This is a genomic window from Streptomyces sp. TLI_146 (assembly GCF_002846415.1).
GTDB lineage: Bacteria > Actinomycetota > Actinomycetes > Streptomycetales > Streptomycetaceae > Streptomyces.
The window spans coordinates 7280536-7297920 of record NZ_PJMX01000001.1; the positions used below are offsets into that span (position 1 = coordinate 7280536).

The following is a 17385-nucleotide window of genomic DNA, read 5'->3' on the forward strand; positions in this document are numbered from 1 at the left end:
GCGCGCCCGTGCGGGAGATGCCTGCGAGTGTCCGGGTGAAGGCGCGTCCGGCGGACACCGTGCTCGCCCGTCGCCGCAGGCTGGCCGGGCTGGTGTATCTGCTGCTGCCGGTCCCGCTGATCTGGCTCTCGCTCGCCTTCTACCACCACGACTTCGAGTCCACCGCCCGGGTGGTCGTGGAGGCCGGAACGGTCGGCAACGAGATGCGTCCGCAGGCCGACGTGAAGCTGCGGGGCGTGGTGATCGGGCGCGTCGCGAAGGTCGACACGGACGGCCGGACCGCCCGGCTCACCCTGGCCATGAAGCCGGGGCAACTGCGCCGGGTGCCCTCGGACGTCACGGCCCAACTGCTGCCCACCACGCTCTTCGGCCAGCGGTACGTGGCGCTCGTGCCGCCCGCCCGGCCCTCCGCGCGACCGCTGGCGCCCGGCAGCGTCATCCCGAAGGACCGCAGCCGCAACGCCGTCGAACTGGAGACGGCGCTCGACCACCTGCTGCCGCTGCTCACCGCCGTACAGCCGCAGAAGCTCTCCGCGACCCTCACGGCCGTCTCGGACGCGCTGCGCGGACGCGGCGACAGGATCGGCGCCTCGCTCGCCCAACTGGACGCCTATCTCGGCAAGTTCAACCCTCAGCTGCCCGTCCTCAACCGGGACATCAAGGAGTTCGTACGGGCTGGCGAGGGGTACGCGCGGGCGGCGCCCGACATCGTCGACGCGCTCTACGACGCGACCACCACCAGCGCCACGCTCGCCGCCGAGCAGCACCGGCTGGCGACGGTGTACGCGTCGGTGACCACCTCGTCCCAGGACCTCACCACCTGGATCCGGCAGAACCGGGCCAACCTCATCCGGGTCACGGCCGCGAGCCGCCCCACCCTCCGGATCCTCGGCCGGTACGCCCCGGCCTTCCCCTGCACCCTGAAGACCCTGGCCGACTTCGTCCCCGCGATGGACCGCGCCCTCGGCAAGGGCACCGACGCCCCGGGGCTGCACGTCGACGTGACGGTGGTCCGGGACCGGGGCGCCTACCGGCCGGGCCACGACGCCCCGGCCTACACCGCCACCGGCGGCCCGGCCTGCTACCCGGTCCCGTACGGTGGCGGGCCCGGGTCCGGGCAGGCCCCGGCGTCCCCGGCGCTCGCCACCGTCGGCGGCGGGCTCGGCGTGGCCAACTCGCCGCAGGAGAACGCCCTGGTGAACGAGGTGCTCGCGGCCGGGGAGCGACGGACGCCCGACGCGCTGCCCGACTGGTCGAGCGTGCTCGCCGGGCCGGTGCTGCGGGGCGCGGAGGTGAGGCTGAAGTGAACCGGGCCCCCCTCACCGGACCGCTCCTCAAGTCGGCGGTCTTCGTCCTGGTCACCGTGCTGGCCACCACCGTGCTCGCGCTGAGCATCAGCAACACGGGCCTGGGCGACAAGGACACGTACAAGGCGTGGTTCACCGACGCCACCGGGCTCACCGAGGGCGACTCGGTACGGATCGCGGGCGTCAAGGTCGGTCAGGTCGAGTCGGTCGAGATCGTCCAACGGCGGTACGCGGAGGTGCGGTTCTCCGTGAAGCGAGGCCGGGTCCTGCCCGCCTCCAGCACCGCCTCGATCAAATACCTCAACATGGTCGGTCAGCGCTATGTCGCCCTGGAGCGCGGCACCGGCCCGCTCGGGCAGCCGCCGATGCGGCCGGGCGGCACCATACCGCTGCGCCGCACCTCGCCCGCGCTCGACCTCACCCAGCTGTTCAACGGCTTCCAGCCGCTGTTCCAGGGGCTCTCCCCGGCCGAGACCAACAAGCTGGCCGGTTCCGTCGTCCAGGTCCTCCAGGGCGAGGGCCCCACCGTGGAGAGCCTGGTCACCACCATCGGGTCGGTCACCAGCACGCTCGCCGCCAAGGACGCGGTGATCGGGTCGGTGGTCGACGGCCTCAACACCGTGCTGCGGACGGTCAACACCCGCGAGACCCGGCTGACCGGCCTGATCGACACCCTCGACGAGCTGGTGGCGGGCCTCTCCGGCGACCGCAAGCCCATCGGGCAGGCGATCAGCTCCCTGTCGGCGCTGACCACCAGCACCGCCGGACTGCTCGACGAGGGCCGGGCGCCGCTGCGCGACAGCATCGACCAGCTCGGCCGCGTCTCCGCCAATCTCGCCGACGACGGGCCGCTCCTGGAGCAGTTCCTGCGGCGCACCCCGGACAAGATGCGGGCCGTCACCCGCCTCGCCTCGTACGGGAGTTGGCTCAACCTGTACCTCTGCGAGGCCAGGGTGACAGGCGTCGCCACCGACGACGGCAGCCCGCCGCCCACCGGCATCGCGACCAAGGACCAGAGGTGCCGCCGATGATACGAGCACGCGTCCGGCGCGGCCGCGAGCGGGCGCGCAGACCGCTCGCCGAACGGCACCCCGTGGCGATCGCCGTCGTCGGTCTGCTCACCATGACCCTCATCGGGCTGCTCGTCTACAACGTCAAGGCGCTGCCGTTCCTCGGCGGCGGGACCCGCTACACCGCCGACTTCAAGGAGTCGGCCGGGCTCCACCCCGGCGACGAGGTCCGCATCGCGGGCGTGAAGGCCGGGGAGGTGAACGCGGTCGGGCTCGACGGGCCCAAGGTGAAGGTGTCCTTCACCGTGAAGGACGCCTGGGTCGGCGACGCCAGTACGGTCGGGATCGCCATCAGGACGCTCCTCGGCTCCAAGTACCTGGCGGTCGACCCGCGCGGCACCGCCGCCCAGAACCCGCACCGGCGCATCCCGATCACCCGCACGACCTCCCCGTACGACGTGCTGGACGCGCTCGACGGACTCGGCGAGACCGTGGGTGAACTCGACACGCGGACGCTCGCCAAGAGCTTCGAGACGCTCTCGGCCACCTTCAGGAACACCCCGCCGGGCGTGCACAAGGCCGTCACCGGACTGGCCGACCTGTCGCTGACCATCGCGAGCCGCGACGAGCAGATCACCCGGCTACTCAAGGGCACCGACCAGGTCACCAGGACGCTGGACGGCAAGAAGGACCGGGTGCGCGGCCTGCTGGCCAGTGGCGGGCAGCTCCTCGCCGAGGTCGGCTACCGCAGGGACGCCATCCACGGCCTGCTCACCGGCGCGCGGAACCTGAGCATCCAGCTCAGCGGGGTCGTCGCGGACAACAGGGCAAGGCTCGGGCCCGCGCTGGACTCGCTCGACCGCGTCACGGCGGTCCTCGCCAGGAACAAGGCGGGCCTCGACCGGATCCTGGCCCAGGCGGGCCCGTACTACCGCCTCGTCGGCAACACCCTGGGCAACGGCCACTGGATGGACAGCTATCTGTGCGGCCTCGTCCCCAGGACGTATCTGCCCCCGGGCAGCCCACCGCCGGACGGCTGTATGCCGCCCAAGGCCACGGGACCGAAACCAGGGAAGGAGAGCCGGAGTTGAGGCCTTCGCGATTCACCGTGGCCCGGCCGCGCGGAGCCGCTGCGCCCCGGCCGCGCAAGCTCCTCGCGCTCGGCGTCGCGTTCGCGTTGCTGGTCGCGGCCGGCGTCTCGGCCGTCGCCGTGCGGGTCCTGGGCGACGACGGTGCCCTGCACCTCACCGCGTACTTCGACCGGACGGTCGGCGTGCACGAAGGGTCGGATCTGCGCGTCCTGGGCGTAAGGGTCGGCAGCGTCGGCCGCATCCGGCCCGAGGGCCGCCAGGTGCGGGTCGCTCTGCGCGTGCGCAAGGGCGTACGGATTCCGCAGCTCGTGCGGGCGGTCGTGGTCGCCCCGAGCGTCGTCTCCGGCCGTTTCGTGCAGCTCAGCCCCGCCTACAGCGGCAGCGGGCCGATGCTGGCGGACGGGGCGGTGATTCCGCGCGAGCGGACCGCGACCCCGATGGAGGTCGACGAGCTGGCCAAGAGCGTCAGCGGCCTCGTCGAGGCGCTCGGTCCCGACGGCGCCAACAAGAAGGGCGCGCTCTCGGACCTCATCGACACCGGCGCCAAGAACCTCAAGGGCAACGGCGACGCCGTCGGCCGTACCGTCCAGCAGCTCGGCGGCGCCGCCAAGGTGCTCGGCGGATCCAGCGCCGACCTGGTCAGGACCGTGCGCCGGCTCCAGTCGTTCGTCACGATGCTGAAGGAGAACGACGGCACGGTCCGCACCACCGAACAGCGGCTCGGCGACGTCACCACCTTCCTCGCGGGCGAGAAGGACGACCTCGCGGCCGCCCTGGGCCGGCTCGGGACGGCCCTCGGCCAGGTGAGGACCTTCATCCGCGACAACCGGGGCAAGCTGAAGAAGGACGTCGACCGGCTCGCCACGCTCACCCAGTCGCTCGTCGACCAACGGGCCTCCCTGGGCGAGGCGTTGGACACGCTGCCGCTCGCCGCCGCCAACCTGGAGAACGCCTACGACCCGGCGACCCGCACCATCGACGGCCGCGCCGATCTCAACGAGCTCGGACCGCTGCCGCTGCCCGCCGCCGAGACGTACGGGCGGCCGAGCGCACCGGGGGCCGGGCGGTGAGGCGCGCCGTCGCGCGGGGCGGACTCGCGCTGTGCGCCGCGGCCGTCGTCACCGGTCTCGCGATGGTGCCGGGCGTCGGGCTGCCCTCGTTCCACGGGATCGAGGATCTGCCGCTGCCCGGCGGCGCCGACCTCGGCAGCCACCCGTACCGCGTCACCGCGGTCTTCAAGGACGTCACCAGCCTCTTCCCGCAGTCGTCGGTCAAGGTCGACGACGTTCCGGTGGGGCGGGTCGAGAAGATCACGGTGAGCGGGGACGACTGGCTGGCCCGGGTGACCATGAAGGTCAACGGCAAGGTGCGCCTGCCCGCCGACGCCTACGCCAACTTGGAGCAGTCCAGCCTGCTCGGCGAGAAGTACGTCCAGCTCGTCGCGCCCGGCGACCTGGCGCCGCGCCCCGACCTCAACGACACCACCGGCCCGCGCCGCGCCGCCGTCGTACGCGACACCGTTCCGCTGGCGGACGGCGCGGTGATCCCGCTCGCCCGCACCAACCGCAACGCCGAGGTCGAGGAGGTCTTCGGCGCCCTGTCGATGCTGCTCAACGGCGGCGGGGTGCAGCAGATCAACACCATCACGCGCGAGCTGAACCGCGCTCTCGACGGCCGGCAGTCCTCGGCCCGTTCCGTGCTCACCCGGATCGCGGCCTTCGCCAAGGACCTCGACGGGCACCGCGGCGATCTCACGGACGCGCTCGGCGCCCTCGACCGGCTGTCGTCCACCGTGGCCGCCCGGGACACGAAGGTCGGCACGGTACTGGACCGGCTCGGCCCCGGCCTCCAGGTGCTCCGGGACCAGCGCGGCTCGCTCGTCACCATGCTCAGGTCCCTGGACACGCTGTCGACGGCGGCCGTCGCCACCGTCGACCGCACCCGGGCCGACCTCGTCGCCGACCTGCGGGCGCTCGCCCCCACCCTGAAGGGCCTGGCCGACGCGGGCCGGAACCTGCCCGCCTCGCTCCAGGTGCTGATGACGTATCCGTTCACCGACGAGGTGCTGACCGGCGTCAAGGGCGACTACCTCAACGTCTATCTCAAGGTCGCCGCGCCGCCCGGCACCGTGATCCTCCCGGCGCACGGCGGATCCGCGCCGCCCGGCGGCGCGCTGCCGCTGCCGCCGGTCGGGAAAGGCGGTGCCCGGTGATCACCCTCGGCACGCACCTCAAGAACCTCGCCTTCCTGCTGCTCGGGGCGCTGGTGCTGGGCTACATCGCGGTGACGTACGCGGACCTGGGCCGCTTCGTCGGCGCGCCGGGCTCGTACACCGTACGCGTCCAACTCGCCGAGACCGGAGGCCTGTTCACCGGATCCGGCGTCACCTATCGGGGCGTCGACGTCGGCCGGGTCCGCGGTATCGCGCTGACCCGAGACGGCGTCGAGGCGCGCCTCGCCATCGACGACGGGACCCCGCCGATCCCCGCCGACCTGGAGGCGAAGGTGGCCGGTCTTTCGGCGGTGGGCGAGCAGTACCTCGACCTCGCGCCCCGCACCGACCACGGGCCCTACCTCCACGACGGCGACACGGTCGCCCGCGAGGACACCCGTACGCCCGCCCCGATCACCCAACTCCTCACCGGCATCGACTCCTTGGCGTCCTCGGTGCCGACGGACGAGCTGCGCACCGCCGTCGACGAGCTCGGCAAGGCGTTCGCCAACCAGGGCTCCAACCTCCAGGTGCTCCTGGACGCGGGCAGCCAGTTCCTCAACGCCGCCGACCAGGCGCTGCCCGCCACCACCAAGCTGCTCGCCGACGGGGAGACCGTGCTGAGGACCCAGGCCGACAGCACCCGGGCCCTCTCCTCCTTCGCCACGGGTGCCCGCCGGCTCGCGCGGCAGCTGAAGGACTCCGACTCCGACCTCCGCCGGGTCATCGACCAGACCCCGGGCACGGCGGACGAGTTCACCGCGCTGCTGCGTGACACCGACCCCGGTCTGAGCGTGCTCCTCGCCAATCTCACCACCACCTCCGAGCTTCTGGTCACCCGGCAGCGCGGCACCGAGGAGCTGATGGTGCGCCTGCCCCGGGTGGCCGCGGCGGGCTCCACCGCCGTCGGGCCCGGCGGAGTGAACTTCGGCATGGTCACCACCTTCTTCAAGCCACTGCCCTGCACCAAGGGCTACGAGGGCACCCCCTACCGCAACGGCCACGACACCTCCGGGAGTACGCACGTGAACACCTCGGCGCGCTGCACCGCCCCGGCCGCGAGCGGCCAGAACGTGCGCGGTTCGGGCAACGCGCCCAGGGGCCCGATCCCCACCCCGGCCGTGCCGGGCTCGCTGTCCGGCTCCCGTGGAGGAGCCGGCGTGCTCGGCGCGCCCTCGGTGCCGCCGGGGAGCCCGACGAGCCTCGCCGGTCTGCTGGGAGTGGGGGAGTGACGGCATGAGACGCCGACGGCCGGTTCTCGTCCTGGGGCTCGTACTCGCCCTGGCCCTGTGCGGTGTGTCCGGATGGTCGTACGCGCGGGCCCGGGGCGACGCCGACCTGGCGTACGCGCACAGCCGCGACGCGGTACTCGCCGCCGGGCGCCACCACATCGCCCGGCTGAACTCCGTCGACGCCCACGACGTCGACGCGGACCTGGACGCCTGGCTCGACGCGACGACCGGCCCGCTCCGGGACGAGTTGCGCACGACCCGCGCCGAAAGCGCCCGCGTCATCGCGGAACAGGGCACCACGACCCGCGCCGAGGTCACCGCCGCGGCCGTCACCGAACTCGACGACCGGTCCGGCACGGCCCGGCTGATCGCGACCGTACGGATACAAGGCGAGCCGCGCACGGGCACCCCGACCACCGACCGCAAACGCTTCGAGGCGGGCCTCACGCGCACCCGTGGTGGCTGGAAGCTCGCCTCACTGACCGCCGTCGGGACCGGCTGAGAGGAGGGGACGCCATGACCACGACCGAGGAGACGGCCGCCGAGGCCCGTGCCGCCGAGGAGACGGCCACCGCGGCCCGCGCCACCGGGGAACCCGCCGCACGCAGACACCTGCGCCGCTTCCTGCTGCCGCTGCTCGTCGCGGCCCTGGTGGTGGTCAGCGGCGTCCTGCTGCTGCTCGCCGGGCGGACGCAGCACTCCCCGGCCGCCGCCAACCGCGCCCTCACCGACCGGGCGGCGACCGACGAGGTGCTCGACGAGGTGGGGGCGGCGGTGAGCCGCGTGTTCAGCTACGGCCCGCAGACCCTGACCCGCACCCGCGCCGACGCCCGGGCCCTGCTGAGCGGCCAGGCGGCCAAGGAGTACGACGCGCTCTTCGCGCAGGTCCAACAGCGCGTGAGAGAACAGGAGCTGACGCTCACCACGCGAGTCGCCCGCGCCGGGGTCACCCGGCTCACCGGCACCCGTGCGGAGCTGCTGCTCTTCCTCGACCAGACCAGTGTGCGGCGCGGCGCCGAGGAGACCACGGTGGCCGCGCAGCTCTCCGTGAGCGCCGGGCGCGACGGCGGGCACTGGCGGATCACCGCGATCGAGGCCCGTTAGGGCGAGAGGGGAGGTGCCATGGCACGGCTGACACCGACGGCGCGCAGACGGCCGTCCCGTACCGCGACGGCCGGACTCGCGGCCGCGCTGGCCTGCGCGTTCGCCGTCTGGACGGGCGGTTCCTGGTATGCGTCCGCACACGACGAGCGGGCCGCCTTCGCCCGTACCAGGGACGAGGTGCTGCAGGCGGGCGAGCAGGGCGTACAGAACATGAACACCCTCGACCACGGCGACCTGGCCCACGGTCTCGACCTCTGGGAGGAGTCGGCCACCGGCGACCTGCTCAAGGAACTCAAGGACAGCAGGAAGCAGTTCGCGCAGCAGGTCGAGAGCGCCGGGACCACGACCACCGCCAAGGTCCTCTCGGGCGCGGTCACCGAACTCGACGGACGGGCGGGCCGGGCCCGGGTGATGGTCGCGATCCGGATCACCGTCGTCGCGGCGGACCGCAGGAGCAGCACCAAGGACAGCCGGATGCTCGGCGAACTCACCCGCACCCCGGCGGGCTGGAAGCTCAGCCGCCTGGGCCAGGCACCCGTCGGCGACGCGCCCGGTCCCGCCGCCACCCCGTCCGCCGGTACGCCCACCCCCAGCGGCAGCTGACCCGGAGGCCCGCGATGTCCACCACCCGCCACCTCGTCAACCGGCAGCGCCGCCTGGCCGCGCAACGGCCGCCTGCGCAACAGCCGTCCGCGCAACGGCCGCCCGATCCCGTGCGGCGCCGGAGACCCACCGCGCCGGCCGCCCGCCCCGCCACGAGCCTCCTGTCCCGGCCACTGCTGCTCACCGCCCTGGCCGTGCTGCTCGCCGCGTTCTCCGTCCTCGCATACGTCCAGGGCGGGCGGCAGGACACCGCCGGGAGCAACACCGCGCTATCCGACACCGCCCATACCGGCGAGGTCAAGGGTGCCGTCGACGACGCCGTGCAGGGGATCTTCTCGTACGACCACACCGACCCGGCCCGGACCGAGGCGGCGGCCGCGCGCCGGCTCACCGGTGCGGCCGTGGGCCAGTACCGGACCTTGATGGGGCCGGTACGGGAACAGGGGCCGGGGCAGAAGCTCGTGCTGACCACCACCGTCACCGACAGCGGTGTCGAGGTGATCGACGGGGACCGCGCCCGCGTCCTGGTCTTCGCCGACCAGAGCAGCACCCGTACCGGCAAGGACGGGGGCACCACCGTCGCCGCCGCGATGTTCGCGGTCGACGCGGTCCGCCGCGGCGGCATCTGGCGGATCGCGAGCCTCGACACCTTCCAGCGCGCCCCGGGCACCCCCACCGGCCAGGGCAAGGAGTGAGAGCCGTGTTTCCTCGACAGCTGAACCGGACCGTGGCGCGCCTCGCGCTGCTCGCCGCCGTCGGCCTGCCGACCGCCGCGTGCGGATCCTCGGCGCAGCCGCCGCCGGAGGTGGACTGGGCGGGCGGAGTCTGCGCGCACCTGGCGGACAGCGGGGCCGGGCTCGCGGTGCCCACGGTCGACCAGGCGCAGCCGGTGCGGGCCAAGGGGCAGATGGTCTCCTTCCTCACCGCGCTCTCCGAGCGGCTGGGGGCGCTGCGCGCGGACATGCGCAAGGACGGGGCGCCGCCCGTCGACGGCGGCGCGGCCGCCTTCGACACGGCCCTCGCCCATCTGGACCGGGCCCGTACGGCGGTGGGCGACGCGGTCGCCACGCTCTCCAGGGCCCAGGTCACCGACCAGAAGTCGCTGAAGTCGGCGCTGGACGCGGCAGGTTCGTCCCTGAAGGCGGTGAGCGCGTACAAGGGGCCTGCCGACGACCTGCGCGCGGACCCGAAGCTGCGGAAGGCGTTCGACGACAACCCGGAGTGCGCCGCGGCCGTCGACGCGGCCAGGGGCGGGCAGGAGCAGGGCGATGGATCCTGAACCCGACCGCCCAGACCGCGCAGACCGCCCCGAGAGCCCCGAGAGCCTGCGGGAGCTGTCGCGCGGGCAGCGGCTGACCGTCGTCGCCGCCGCGATCGCCGTCGCCGTCGGCCTGCTCGTCCACACCGGCGCGACCTTCCTGCACCTCGCCCCGCGCAACGCGGCCACCGATGCCATCGGCGACACCGTCAACTCCTATATGGCGCCCGAGTTCACGCAGAGCTGGCAGCTCTTCGCGCCCGACATCACCCGGACCACGACGGCGGTCGCCGCCCGCGTCGACCTGCGCGCGGCGGACGGGACGACCCGCACCGGCCCCTGGCGCGACCTGACCGCCCAGGACCTGGCCGAGCTGCGCGGCAACCCGCTGCCGAGCCGGATCCGCCAGCAACTCGCCACCGCCTGGAGCACGATGCTCGCCTCGCACGACGCCCAACAGCGGCCCGTGGGTGCCGTCGGCCTCGACAGCGAGCAGTACCTCAAGCGCCTCGCCCTGTCCCGGATGCCCGCGACCCCGCGCGGCGCGCGCATCGAACGGATCCAGTTCCGCTCCACCGACACCACCGTCCCGCCCCCGCCGTGGAAGACGGGCGCCACCCGCACCGCCCCGGTGGTGCGCGTCTACCCGTGGTGGCCGGTGGGCACCGACGACCTCGCTCGGGGGAGTACGTCATGAAGCCACGACCAGCCGGTGGGGGAGCGCTGGACCGGGCCCTCGGGCGGGCGTGCGACGCGCGCGTGTGGGCCCATCAGAGCGCGGCCGTACGGATCGGCATGGCCGGGGTGTGGCTGCTGCTCCTCGTCCACGAGTTCCCGCGGCGCGAGCGGATCTGGGGGCCGGACGCCCCGTGGAGCTGGCGGCTGGCGGAGCACTCGCTCGACCGCAGCCATGCGTTCAGCGTGCTGCGCTGGTCCGGCGGCGAGCTGTGGTTCGAGGTCTTCTACGTGCTGTCGGCGGCCGTCGCCGTGGCGCTCCTGCTCGGCTGGCGCACCCGGACGGCCTCCCTGCTGTTCCTCATCAGCGTGCTCTCCCTCGACCACCGCAACGAGAACGTGCTCAACGCGGGCGACACCATCTTCCGCATCACCGCCGTCTACCTCGTCTTCACCCGGTGCGCCCAGGTGTGGTCGCTGGACGCCCGTCGGCGCGGGCGCGCCCCGGACACGGGCGACCGCACGGGCGTGGTGCTGTGGTCCGCGTGCGGCCTGGTCCTCGCCTGGGCGACGCTCCTCGCGCTGCTCACCGGCGGCTGGGCGCTGCTGCTGTGGGGCTGCTGGGCGGGCCAGGCGGCGTGGCGCGGGGTGCGCGGCCGACCGGGCGTGCGCCGGACCCTGGAGCTGATCGGCCATCTGCTGCACAACGGGGCGGTGGCGATGATGATGATCCAGCTGTGCCTGCTGTACGGGTCGGCCGGCTGGTACAAGATCCAGGGCGCGCCCTGGCAGGACGGCACCGCCGTGTACTGGTCCGCCGGGCTCGACTGGCTGGAACCGTACCCCGCGCTCTCGCACGCCCTCTCCTCGCACGCGCTGACCGTCCTGGCGCTCACGTACGGAACCGTGCTGGTCCAGGTCGCGTTCCCGTTCAGCCTCCTCGACCGGCGGGTCAAGAACGTCCTGCTCGCGCTGCTGTTCGCCGAGCACATCGGCATCGGGCTGCTGCTCGGGCTGCCGTACTTCTCGCTCTCGATGATCGTGGCCGATCTGGTGTTCCTGCCGACCGGGTTCCTGGTGTGGGTGGGGGAGCGGGTCGCCGGGCTTTGGCGGCGCCTGGCCGGTGGGGCGGGTGCCCTTGGGGAGCGCGGTGGACGACCGGCCCCCGACGCCCGGGGCGCGGAGGCCGGTACGGCGGCCCGCTCGGAGGAGCACACGGAGGAACCCTCGGAGGAAGGGGAAGGGGTCACCCCTTCTTGGCGAGCGTCATGTTGATCGTGTTCCCCGGGCCCGAGGTGAAGGCGCTGAGGATGTCGTTGAACGCGCCGCAGCTCTTGAGCGGCGGCAGGGTGTACGTGCCCTTGAGCTTGCCGCCGCCGAGCGGGTCGAACCTGCCGTCCGACGCCAGGTTGACGTCGGCGGGCGTGCCGGTCTTGCAGTCCGTGCCGCCGCCCAGCGGGATGCCGAAGACGGCGATCTCGGGGAGCTTCACGTACATGCTGGACTTGGTGGTGAGGTCACCGGCCGTGTTGAGGGTGCCGTTGGTCCGGCCCACCTGCTGGAACTCGATCTTCGCGGTCGCGGGGAGGAAACCGAGGATCGAGAACTTGCCCGAAGTCGGGTTCAGCGTCAGATCGGCGTTGTACGTGCCCGAGGCGAGGTCGAAGTCGGCCTCGATGCCACCGGCCAACGCGGCGGTCCCGTTCGCGGCCTTGATGACCGAGCTTCCGGTGAGGCCGTAGCTCAGGTGGATGGGCGGGTTGGGGTTGGTGGGGTTGGTCGGACTAGTGGGATCGGTCGGACTGGTGGGGGTCGTGGGGCTAGTTGGGTTGGTCGGGTTCGTTGGGTTCGTTGGATTGGTGGGGTTGGTCGGGTTCGTGGGGCTGGTTGGGTTCGTCGGGCTCGTGGGGTTGGTCGGGTTGGTGGGATTGGTTGGGTTGGTCGGGTTCGTGGGGTCGTTGTCCACGACCTTGAAGCGGTGCAGGGTCTTGTCCGTCGACGTCAGCGTGCACGCGGCGTCGAACGTGTCCTTGCCCGTGACGAGTTGAACCGGCTTGCCGTTGGCGTCCCGCGCGATCATGTCGTGCAGCGAGATGTTGTTGACGTCGATGCTGCCGTCGCCGGTCTTGTCGAAGGTCAGCGAGGGCGCGTTGCCCTTGGCGACGACGGTGAAGTCGGCGGGCGGGCTCGGGATGTTGCCCTTGGCCACGTCGTTCTCCACCTTGATCCCGGAGAGCGGCCCGGACGGGGTGTTCACCGTGACGTCGGCGGTGGCCTTGCCCTCCAGGGTCTTGGCACCGACCAGCCCCAGGCCCTGCGCGGCCCGGGAGCTCACCAGCGTGTTCGCGTCGATCTCGAAGGCCGGGGTCGCCTGGCCCTTCTGGATCTCTGCCGGTATGTCGGCCGTGATCGTGATTTTGATCGGGTCGGCGTTGATCAGGGGGAACACGCAGGAGTAGTCCTGCACCAGCTTGGCCGGAACCGCCGCTGCCGTACCGACGGCGGTGACCGACACCGTGGTGGTGACCACACCGATGGCGGCGGTCACGGCCAGGGTGGACAGCGCCCCCTTGGTCCGCTTTCTCTGAATTCCCATGAGCTGCCTCTCGAAGTGGTGAAACCATCGTGTTGCGGATCGGAAACTACTGAGCGGTAAGGTGCGGGTCAAGGTTAAATTCAGTACCGAACAAACCGGGAATTGCGAATTGGCACACCTTGATGAATCGGGCGGTCTTTTTTCGTCGTCCCGTGCGCATTCCGTACGCCTTGGGGAGGTGATTCGGACGTACTGGCGGCGGGCGTGAAATGGCTGTTGACCGCCCTCTGTGGCCTCACTACTTTCCTTGGGGTATGGGAGTTCCTAAAAGCAGAACCAGGGTGAAATGCGCGCTCGGCGGCTCGGCCGCTCTCGCGCTGGCGGGCGGCGCGCTCCTCTCGTGCGGGGTCGGCAGCGCGGCCGCCGTGGAGGCCCGGCTTTCACAGACGTACGAGTGCAAGTTCCCGCTGATCGGGGCGGATCCGCTGAAGGTGGCAATCACCGCCGAACTGCCCGCCTCGGTTCCCGTGAACACCCAGACGGGCGCGATACGGATCGACGCGCTCTCCACGGTGAGCGCGCGGGCGGCGCAGGGGCTCGGGCTGGTGGGCGCGAAGAGCGTGGAGGGGATAGCCTCGGCGAGCGCCACCGTGAACCTGCCGGGCGGCGATCAGCTCGACGTGGGCCTCGATACCACCGTGGCGAAGGCCGAAGTACCCAGTCCGGCCAGGGATTTCGACGTCAAGGCGGCCGGCGCGGCCCCTTCGCTCTCCTTCCGCAGGCCCGGCTCGGCCACCATCGACGTCAACGCCCTCACGCTGAAGCTGACGGCCCGGGACGGAGCGGGCAAGGTCGTCCAACTGCCGCCCTACGGCGACGTGTTCGAGGCACCTTGCACGCTCAAGCCCGCCGACCAGAACAAGACACTCCACCGGTTCACCATCACCGGCGCCGACCCCACGGGCGCGACCCCCACCGCCCCGACCCCCTCCGGCCCCACCCCGACGGCCTCCGCGACGGCCGGTCCGGGGCCGACGGGACCGTCCCCGACCGGCCCGAGCCCGACCGGCCCCGGCGGCACCCCCGGCCCCACCGGAACCACCGTCCCCAGCCCGTCCGTCCCGCCGCCCGGGACGACCGGCGGCACCTCGGCCGGCACCGCTGGCGGCACCGACCTGGTCACCCACGTCAACGGCCCCGGTTCCGGCGGCGGCAGCCTCGCGGGCACCGGCGCCGCCGCCGCGGGCTGGCTGCTCACCGGCGCCGGGGTGCTCGGCGCGGCGGGCATCACGGCCCTCCACTACGTGCCGCGCCGCCTGCGGGGCGAGGACGAGGAGGGGACGGCATAAGAGGCTGGCACCGGGACCGTATGAGGCCCCAGGGACCGTATGAGGCCCCAGGGACCGTATGAGGCGACGACACCGCGCGAGCCGCACGCGTACGGCCGATTCGCGGGACGACACCGCGTCAGCCGTACACCCACGGCCGAAGTCACCCCCTCCGCCCCGCCGCCCGGCGCCGCAGCGCCCACCACACCACCACCCCGGCCAGGACGAGTCCGGCGAGGGCGACGACCGTCCAGTTCACCGTGGCGTAGCCGACCTCGGCGGTCTCGACGAGGTTGCCCGCCGTGTCGCTGGCGGTCACCTCGACGTTCCCCCAGTCCACCAGCGGCGGCCCGACCCACTTCTGGGTCACCTCGACGCGCTGGCCCGGCAGCAGTTCGGCGGGCAGCCGCCGCCCCGGGGGCTCGAAGGCGGTGTGCCCGAACACTCCCTTCGCCCGCAGCGTGACCTGCGGCGAGAGCATCACATTCCCGCTGTTGACCAGCGCGTACGAGATGGTCGCGGCGCGTTTCGCGCCCGGCACCAGCGGCGCGGTGTAGCGGAATCGCACGTCGTCGATGCGCAGCCCCTGCACACGGGCGCCGTTCACCTTCAGATAGACGCGGGCCCCGACGGCCTGCTGGACCGCGACCCCGTTGCCGTCGGCGCGGCCCAGATGGGTGTCGAGGGCGACGATCGCCCCCGGATGGTCGCCCGGCTCGGCGCCCTTGGGCACGGTGAGCGTGAACGGGACGGTGACCTCGCCGCCACCGGGAACGGTCACCTCGGTGCGGTCCAGCCGGGTCCAGGCCCCGACGCCGGTCATCCGTTCGCCCTTGTTCCGTACGGCGAAACCGCCGTCGCGCGGCGTGTTGTAGCCGTCGGTTCCGTACAGCTGGAAGGTCGTCGTCCGGGCGTCGAGGTTCTTCACGGTCACCTTGTCGCGCACGGTCGCGCCCCGGTCGGCGGTCATCCGGAAGTACGCCCGTGCCGGTGTGTCCGGCGCGCCCTGGTGCACCGGGAAGACCGACCAGCGGCCGTTGTCGGCGGCCCGAGCGAGGGGCGCGGGCAGCGCGGCGAACGCCGCGAGCAGGCCGAGGACGGCGACGGCGGCGAGGAGCGGCGCCCACCGCCGCGAAGTGCTGCGCTTGCTCATACGGGTTCCCCCTGGGAGCTCGTGGGGACGGAAGCGGGCCGGTCGCGGGGTGCGACCGGCCCGGGGGAGGCGCGACTCACGTCAGGGTGAGGGTGAGCACGGCCTTGTAGTCGCCCGCGGCTGCCGTCGCGGGGATGGCGAGGGAGAGCGCGCTGTCCACGGCGAACTGACCGCCGGTGGCAGCCGCGTCGGGCGCCCCGGCCAGGGTGGCGCCGACGGTTCCGACGGGGCCCTCGGTCCCTGGCACGCAGTTGCTCTTGGAGCCCGGGGACGTCGTGCACGCGGGCTTCCAGCTGAGCTTGTCCGCGCCGATCGCACCGGCCGTACCGGTGAAGTCGGTGACCTTGCCGGTCAGCGACCAGCCGGTGACGCCGTTGCGGGCGTCCTTGACGGTGACGGTCTGGAGGCTGCCGCTGGAGACGCCGCCCACGCCCTGGTTCACGGCGGAGAGAGGCACGCTGTCACCGGGCTGGCTCATGGAGAGCGTCCCGGCCGCGGCCTTCACCTGGGTGCTCAGGTTCTGCTGAGCGGTGGAGCCGGAGGGGGCTGTGGGGTTGGTGGGGTCAGTCGGGTTGGTGGGGTTCGTTGGATTGGTGGGGTTGGTCGGGTTCGTAGGGTTGGTCGGGTCGGTTGGGTTCGTCGGGTTCGTTGGGTTGGTGGGATTCGTAGGGTTCGTGGGGTTCGTGGGGTTCTTCGGCACGATCTTGAAGCTCGCGAGGACCTTGTCCGTCGACTTCAGCGTGCACGGGGCGTCGAACGTGTCCTTGCCCGTGACCAGCTGGATCGGCTTGCCGTTGGCGTCGCGCACGATCATGTCGTGCAGACCGATCCCGTTCACCTCGATACGTGCGTCGCCCGCCGTATTGAAGGTGAGCGAAGGCGCGTTGCCCTTGGCGACGACGGTGAAGTCGGCGGGCGGGCTGGGGATGTTGGTCTTCTCGACCGTGTTCTCGACGCCGATTCCGGAGAGCGGCCCGTCCGGTGTGTATACCGTCACGGTCGCCGTCGCCTTGCCCTCCAGCGTCTTGCCGCCGACGAGCCCGAGCCCCTGTGCCGCCCGTGAACTCACCTTCGTGGCCGTGTTGACCGCGAAGGCGGGCGACGCCGTGCCCACTTCGACCTCGGTCGGAATCTCGGCGGTGATGGTCGCCTCGATCGGGTCGCTGCCGATCAACGGGAATACGCAGTCGTACTGCTGGACGAGCTTTGCCGGGGCCGCCTGCGCGGTCCCGGCGCCCGCGAATCCGAGCAGCCCCGCGACGACACCGCCGGCGGCGGCGACGGCCAGGGCGGATCTCGTCCCGGACTTTCTCTGCTGAGCTCCCATGAGCTACCTCTTGTGTGTTGTACGGACAGTGCGGAACTGGCGCGAACACTCGCCCGTGAAAGGGCGTGAGGCTAGGTGAAGGGCGGAAAGTTCCGCGTTTCGGATGCGTAAACTACTTGCGAGTAGGGGGACGGTCAAGGTGCGCGATATGCAAGGGTGGCGGAGGTCCCGGGCGTTACTGTTTCTTGTCACCGCGGTGAGTGCGGCCGCGCCCTTTCTTGTCTCCGCCGCACACATGCTCACCGGCGTGACAAATTCCGAAAGGGAACTGGAATGGAGAGAAAGGGGAAATGAAATCCCGGATGCGGTGAGGAATGATCCGTATCCGGTGCGCCGATCTCGTCGGTCCCGCCGGGTGATCCCGTATCCGTCCATCTGCCGCGCGGGCGCGATTGCAATATGACGGCGTGTCAGATATGACGGAACGTCAGGAAAGGTGGGGAGCCCATGGGGAAGCCGGGACGGCAGGGGGCAGCGCGGCGGGGTGTGAGGCGCCCTGGCAGCCGCTCCCCGCGATCGGTAAGGTCGGCCCCGGCCGAGCGGCAGCCG

At 72.2% G+C, this 17385-nt stretch carries 17 protein-coding genes; 14 read left to right on the forward strand and 3 right to left on the reverse strand.

The features are described from left to right. Positions 1 to 17: 17 nt before the first annotated feature. The 13 genes from BX283_RS32385 (at position 18) to BX283_RS32445 (ending at position 11767) form a co-directional block, all read left to right on the forward strand. The gene (locus BX283_RS32385) at positions 18 to 1307 is read left to right on the forward strand and encodes an MCE family protein (protein ID WP_101392700.1); all 1290 of its coding nucleotides are present in this window, start codon (positions 18 to 20) and stop codon (positions 1305 to 1307) included. Continuing rightward, complete coding sequence (locus BX283_RS32390) at positions 1304 to 2338, forward strand: MCE family protein (protein WP_101390980.1); 1035 nt, start codon at positions 1304 to 1306, stop codon at positions 2336 to 2338. Before BX283_RS32385 ends, BX283_RS32390 begins: the two co-directional genes overlap by 4 nt. Further along, complete coding sequence (locus tag BX283_RS32395) at positions 2335 to 3408, forward strand: MCE family protein (RefSeq protein WP_101392701.1); 1074 nt, start codon at positions 2335 to 2337, stop codon at positions 3406 to 3408. Before BX283_RS32390 ends, BX283_RS32395 begins: the two co-directional genes overlap by 4 nt. Positions 3409 to 3425: 17 nt before the next feature. Next, positions 3426 to 4478, forward strand: coding sequence for an MCE family protein (locus tag BX283_RS32400; protein WP_101390981.1), 1053 nt, complete (start codon positions 3426 to 3428; stop codon positions 4476 to 4478). A gap of 62 nt (positions 4479 to 4540) precedes the next feature. After that, entirely contained in the window at positions 4541 to 5620 is a 1080-nt protein-coding gene (locus BX283_RS32405; protein WP_101392702.1) for an MlaD family protein, read from the forward strand. Then, entirely contained in the window at positions 5617 to 6852 is a 1236-nt protein-coding gene (locus tag BX283_RS32410; protein ID WP_101390982.1) for an MlaD family protein, read from the forward strand. Before BX283_RS32405 ends, BX283_RS32410 begins: the two co-directional genes overlap by 4 nt. Positions 6853 to 6856: 4 nt before the next feature. Further along, on the forward strand, positions 6857 to 7354 hold the full coding sequence (locus BX283_RS32415) for a hypothetical protein (protein ID WP_101390983.1): 498 nt from the start codon (positions 6857 to 6859) through the stop codon (positions 7352 to 7354). 14 nt (positions 7355 to 7368) lie between these two features. Then, positions 7369 to 7956 carry a hypothetical protein gene (locus BX283_RS32420; protein ID WP_101390984.1) on the forward strand — a complete coding sequence of 196 codons (588 nt, stop codon included), beginning with the start codon at positions 7369 to 7371 and terminating at the stop codon, positions 7954 to 7956. 27 nt (positions 7957 to 7983) lie between these two features. After that, entirely contained in the window at positions 7984 to 8559 is a 576-nt protein-coding gene (locus BX283_RS32425; protein WP_373979648.1) for a nuclear transport factor 2 family protein, read from the forward strand. Between the two features lie 14 nt (positions 8560 to 8573). Continuing rightward, positions 8574 to 9254 carry a nuclear transport factor 2 family protein gene (locus BX283_RS32430; protein WP_101390986.1) on the forward strand — a complete coding sequence of 227 codons (681 nt, stop codon included), beginning with the start codon at positions 8574 to 8576 and terminating at the stop codon, positions 9252 to 9254. Positions 9255 to 9259: 5 nt separating this feature from the next. After that, positions 9260 to 9838, forward strand: a complete 579-nt coding sequence (locus BX283_RS32435; RefSeq protein ID WP_101390987.1) for a hypothetical protein — start codon at positions 9260 to 9262, stop codon at positions 9836 to 9838. Beyond that, positions 9828 to 10514, forward strand: a complete 687-nt coding sequence (locus tag BX283_RS32440) for a DUF5819 family protein (RefSeq protein ID WP_101390988.1) — start codon at positions 9828 to 9830, stop codon at positions 10512 to 10514. The genes BX283_RS32435 and BX283_RS32440 overlap by 11 nt, the downstream gene beginning before the upstream one ends. After that, positions 10511 to 11767 (forward strand): HTTM domain-containing protein, encoded by a 1257-nt coding sequence (locus BX283_RS32445; RefSeq protein ID WP_143676510.1) that lies wholly within the window; start codon positions 10511 to 10513, stop codon positions 11765 to 11767. The genes BX283_RS32440 and BX283_RS32445 overlap by 4 nt, the downstream gene beginning before the upstream one ends. Here the strand turns inward: BX283_RS32445 and BX283_RS40150 are convergent. Beyond that, the gene (locus BX283_RS40150; RefSeq protein WP_143676512.1) at positions 11739 to 13088 is read right to left on the reverse strand and encodes a DUF6801 domain-containing protein; all 1350 of its coding nucleotides are present in this window, start codon (positions 13086 to 13088) and stop codon (positions 11739 to 11741) included. The two genes, BX283_RS32445 and BX283_RS40150, sit on opposite strands and share 29 nt — an antisense overlap. A gap of 281 nt (positions 13089 to 13369) precedes the next feature. Here BX283_RS40150 and BX283_RS40815 point away from each other — a divergent pair, with 281 nt between their 5' ends. Continuing rightward, positions 13370 to 14377, forward strand: a complete 1008-nt coding sequence (locus BX283_RS40815; RefSeq protein WP_180357308.1) for a DUF6801 domain-containing protein — start codon at positions 13370 to 13372, stop codon at positions 14375 to 14377. 142 nt (positions 14378 to 14519) lie between these two features. Here BX283_RS40815 and BX283_RS32470 read toward each other — a convergent pair whose 3' ends face one another. Both BX283_RS32470 and BX283_RS40820 read right to left on the reverse strand, forming a co-directional pair. Next, positions 14520 to 15509, reverse strand: a complete 990-nt coding sequence (locus tag BX283_RS32470) for a DUF916 domain-containing protein (protein WP_101390992.1) — start codon at positions 15507 to 15509, stop codon at positions 14520 to 14522. Positions 15510 to 15585: 76 nt separating this feature from the next. Then, complete coding sequence (locus tag BX283_RS40820) at positions 15586 to 16836, reverse strand: DUF6801 domain-containing protein (RefSeq protein WP_180357309.1); 1251 nt, start codon at positions 16834 to 16836, stop codon at positions 15586 to 15588. Positions 16837 to 17385 lie beyond the last annotated feature (549 nt).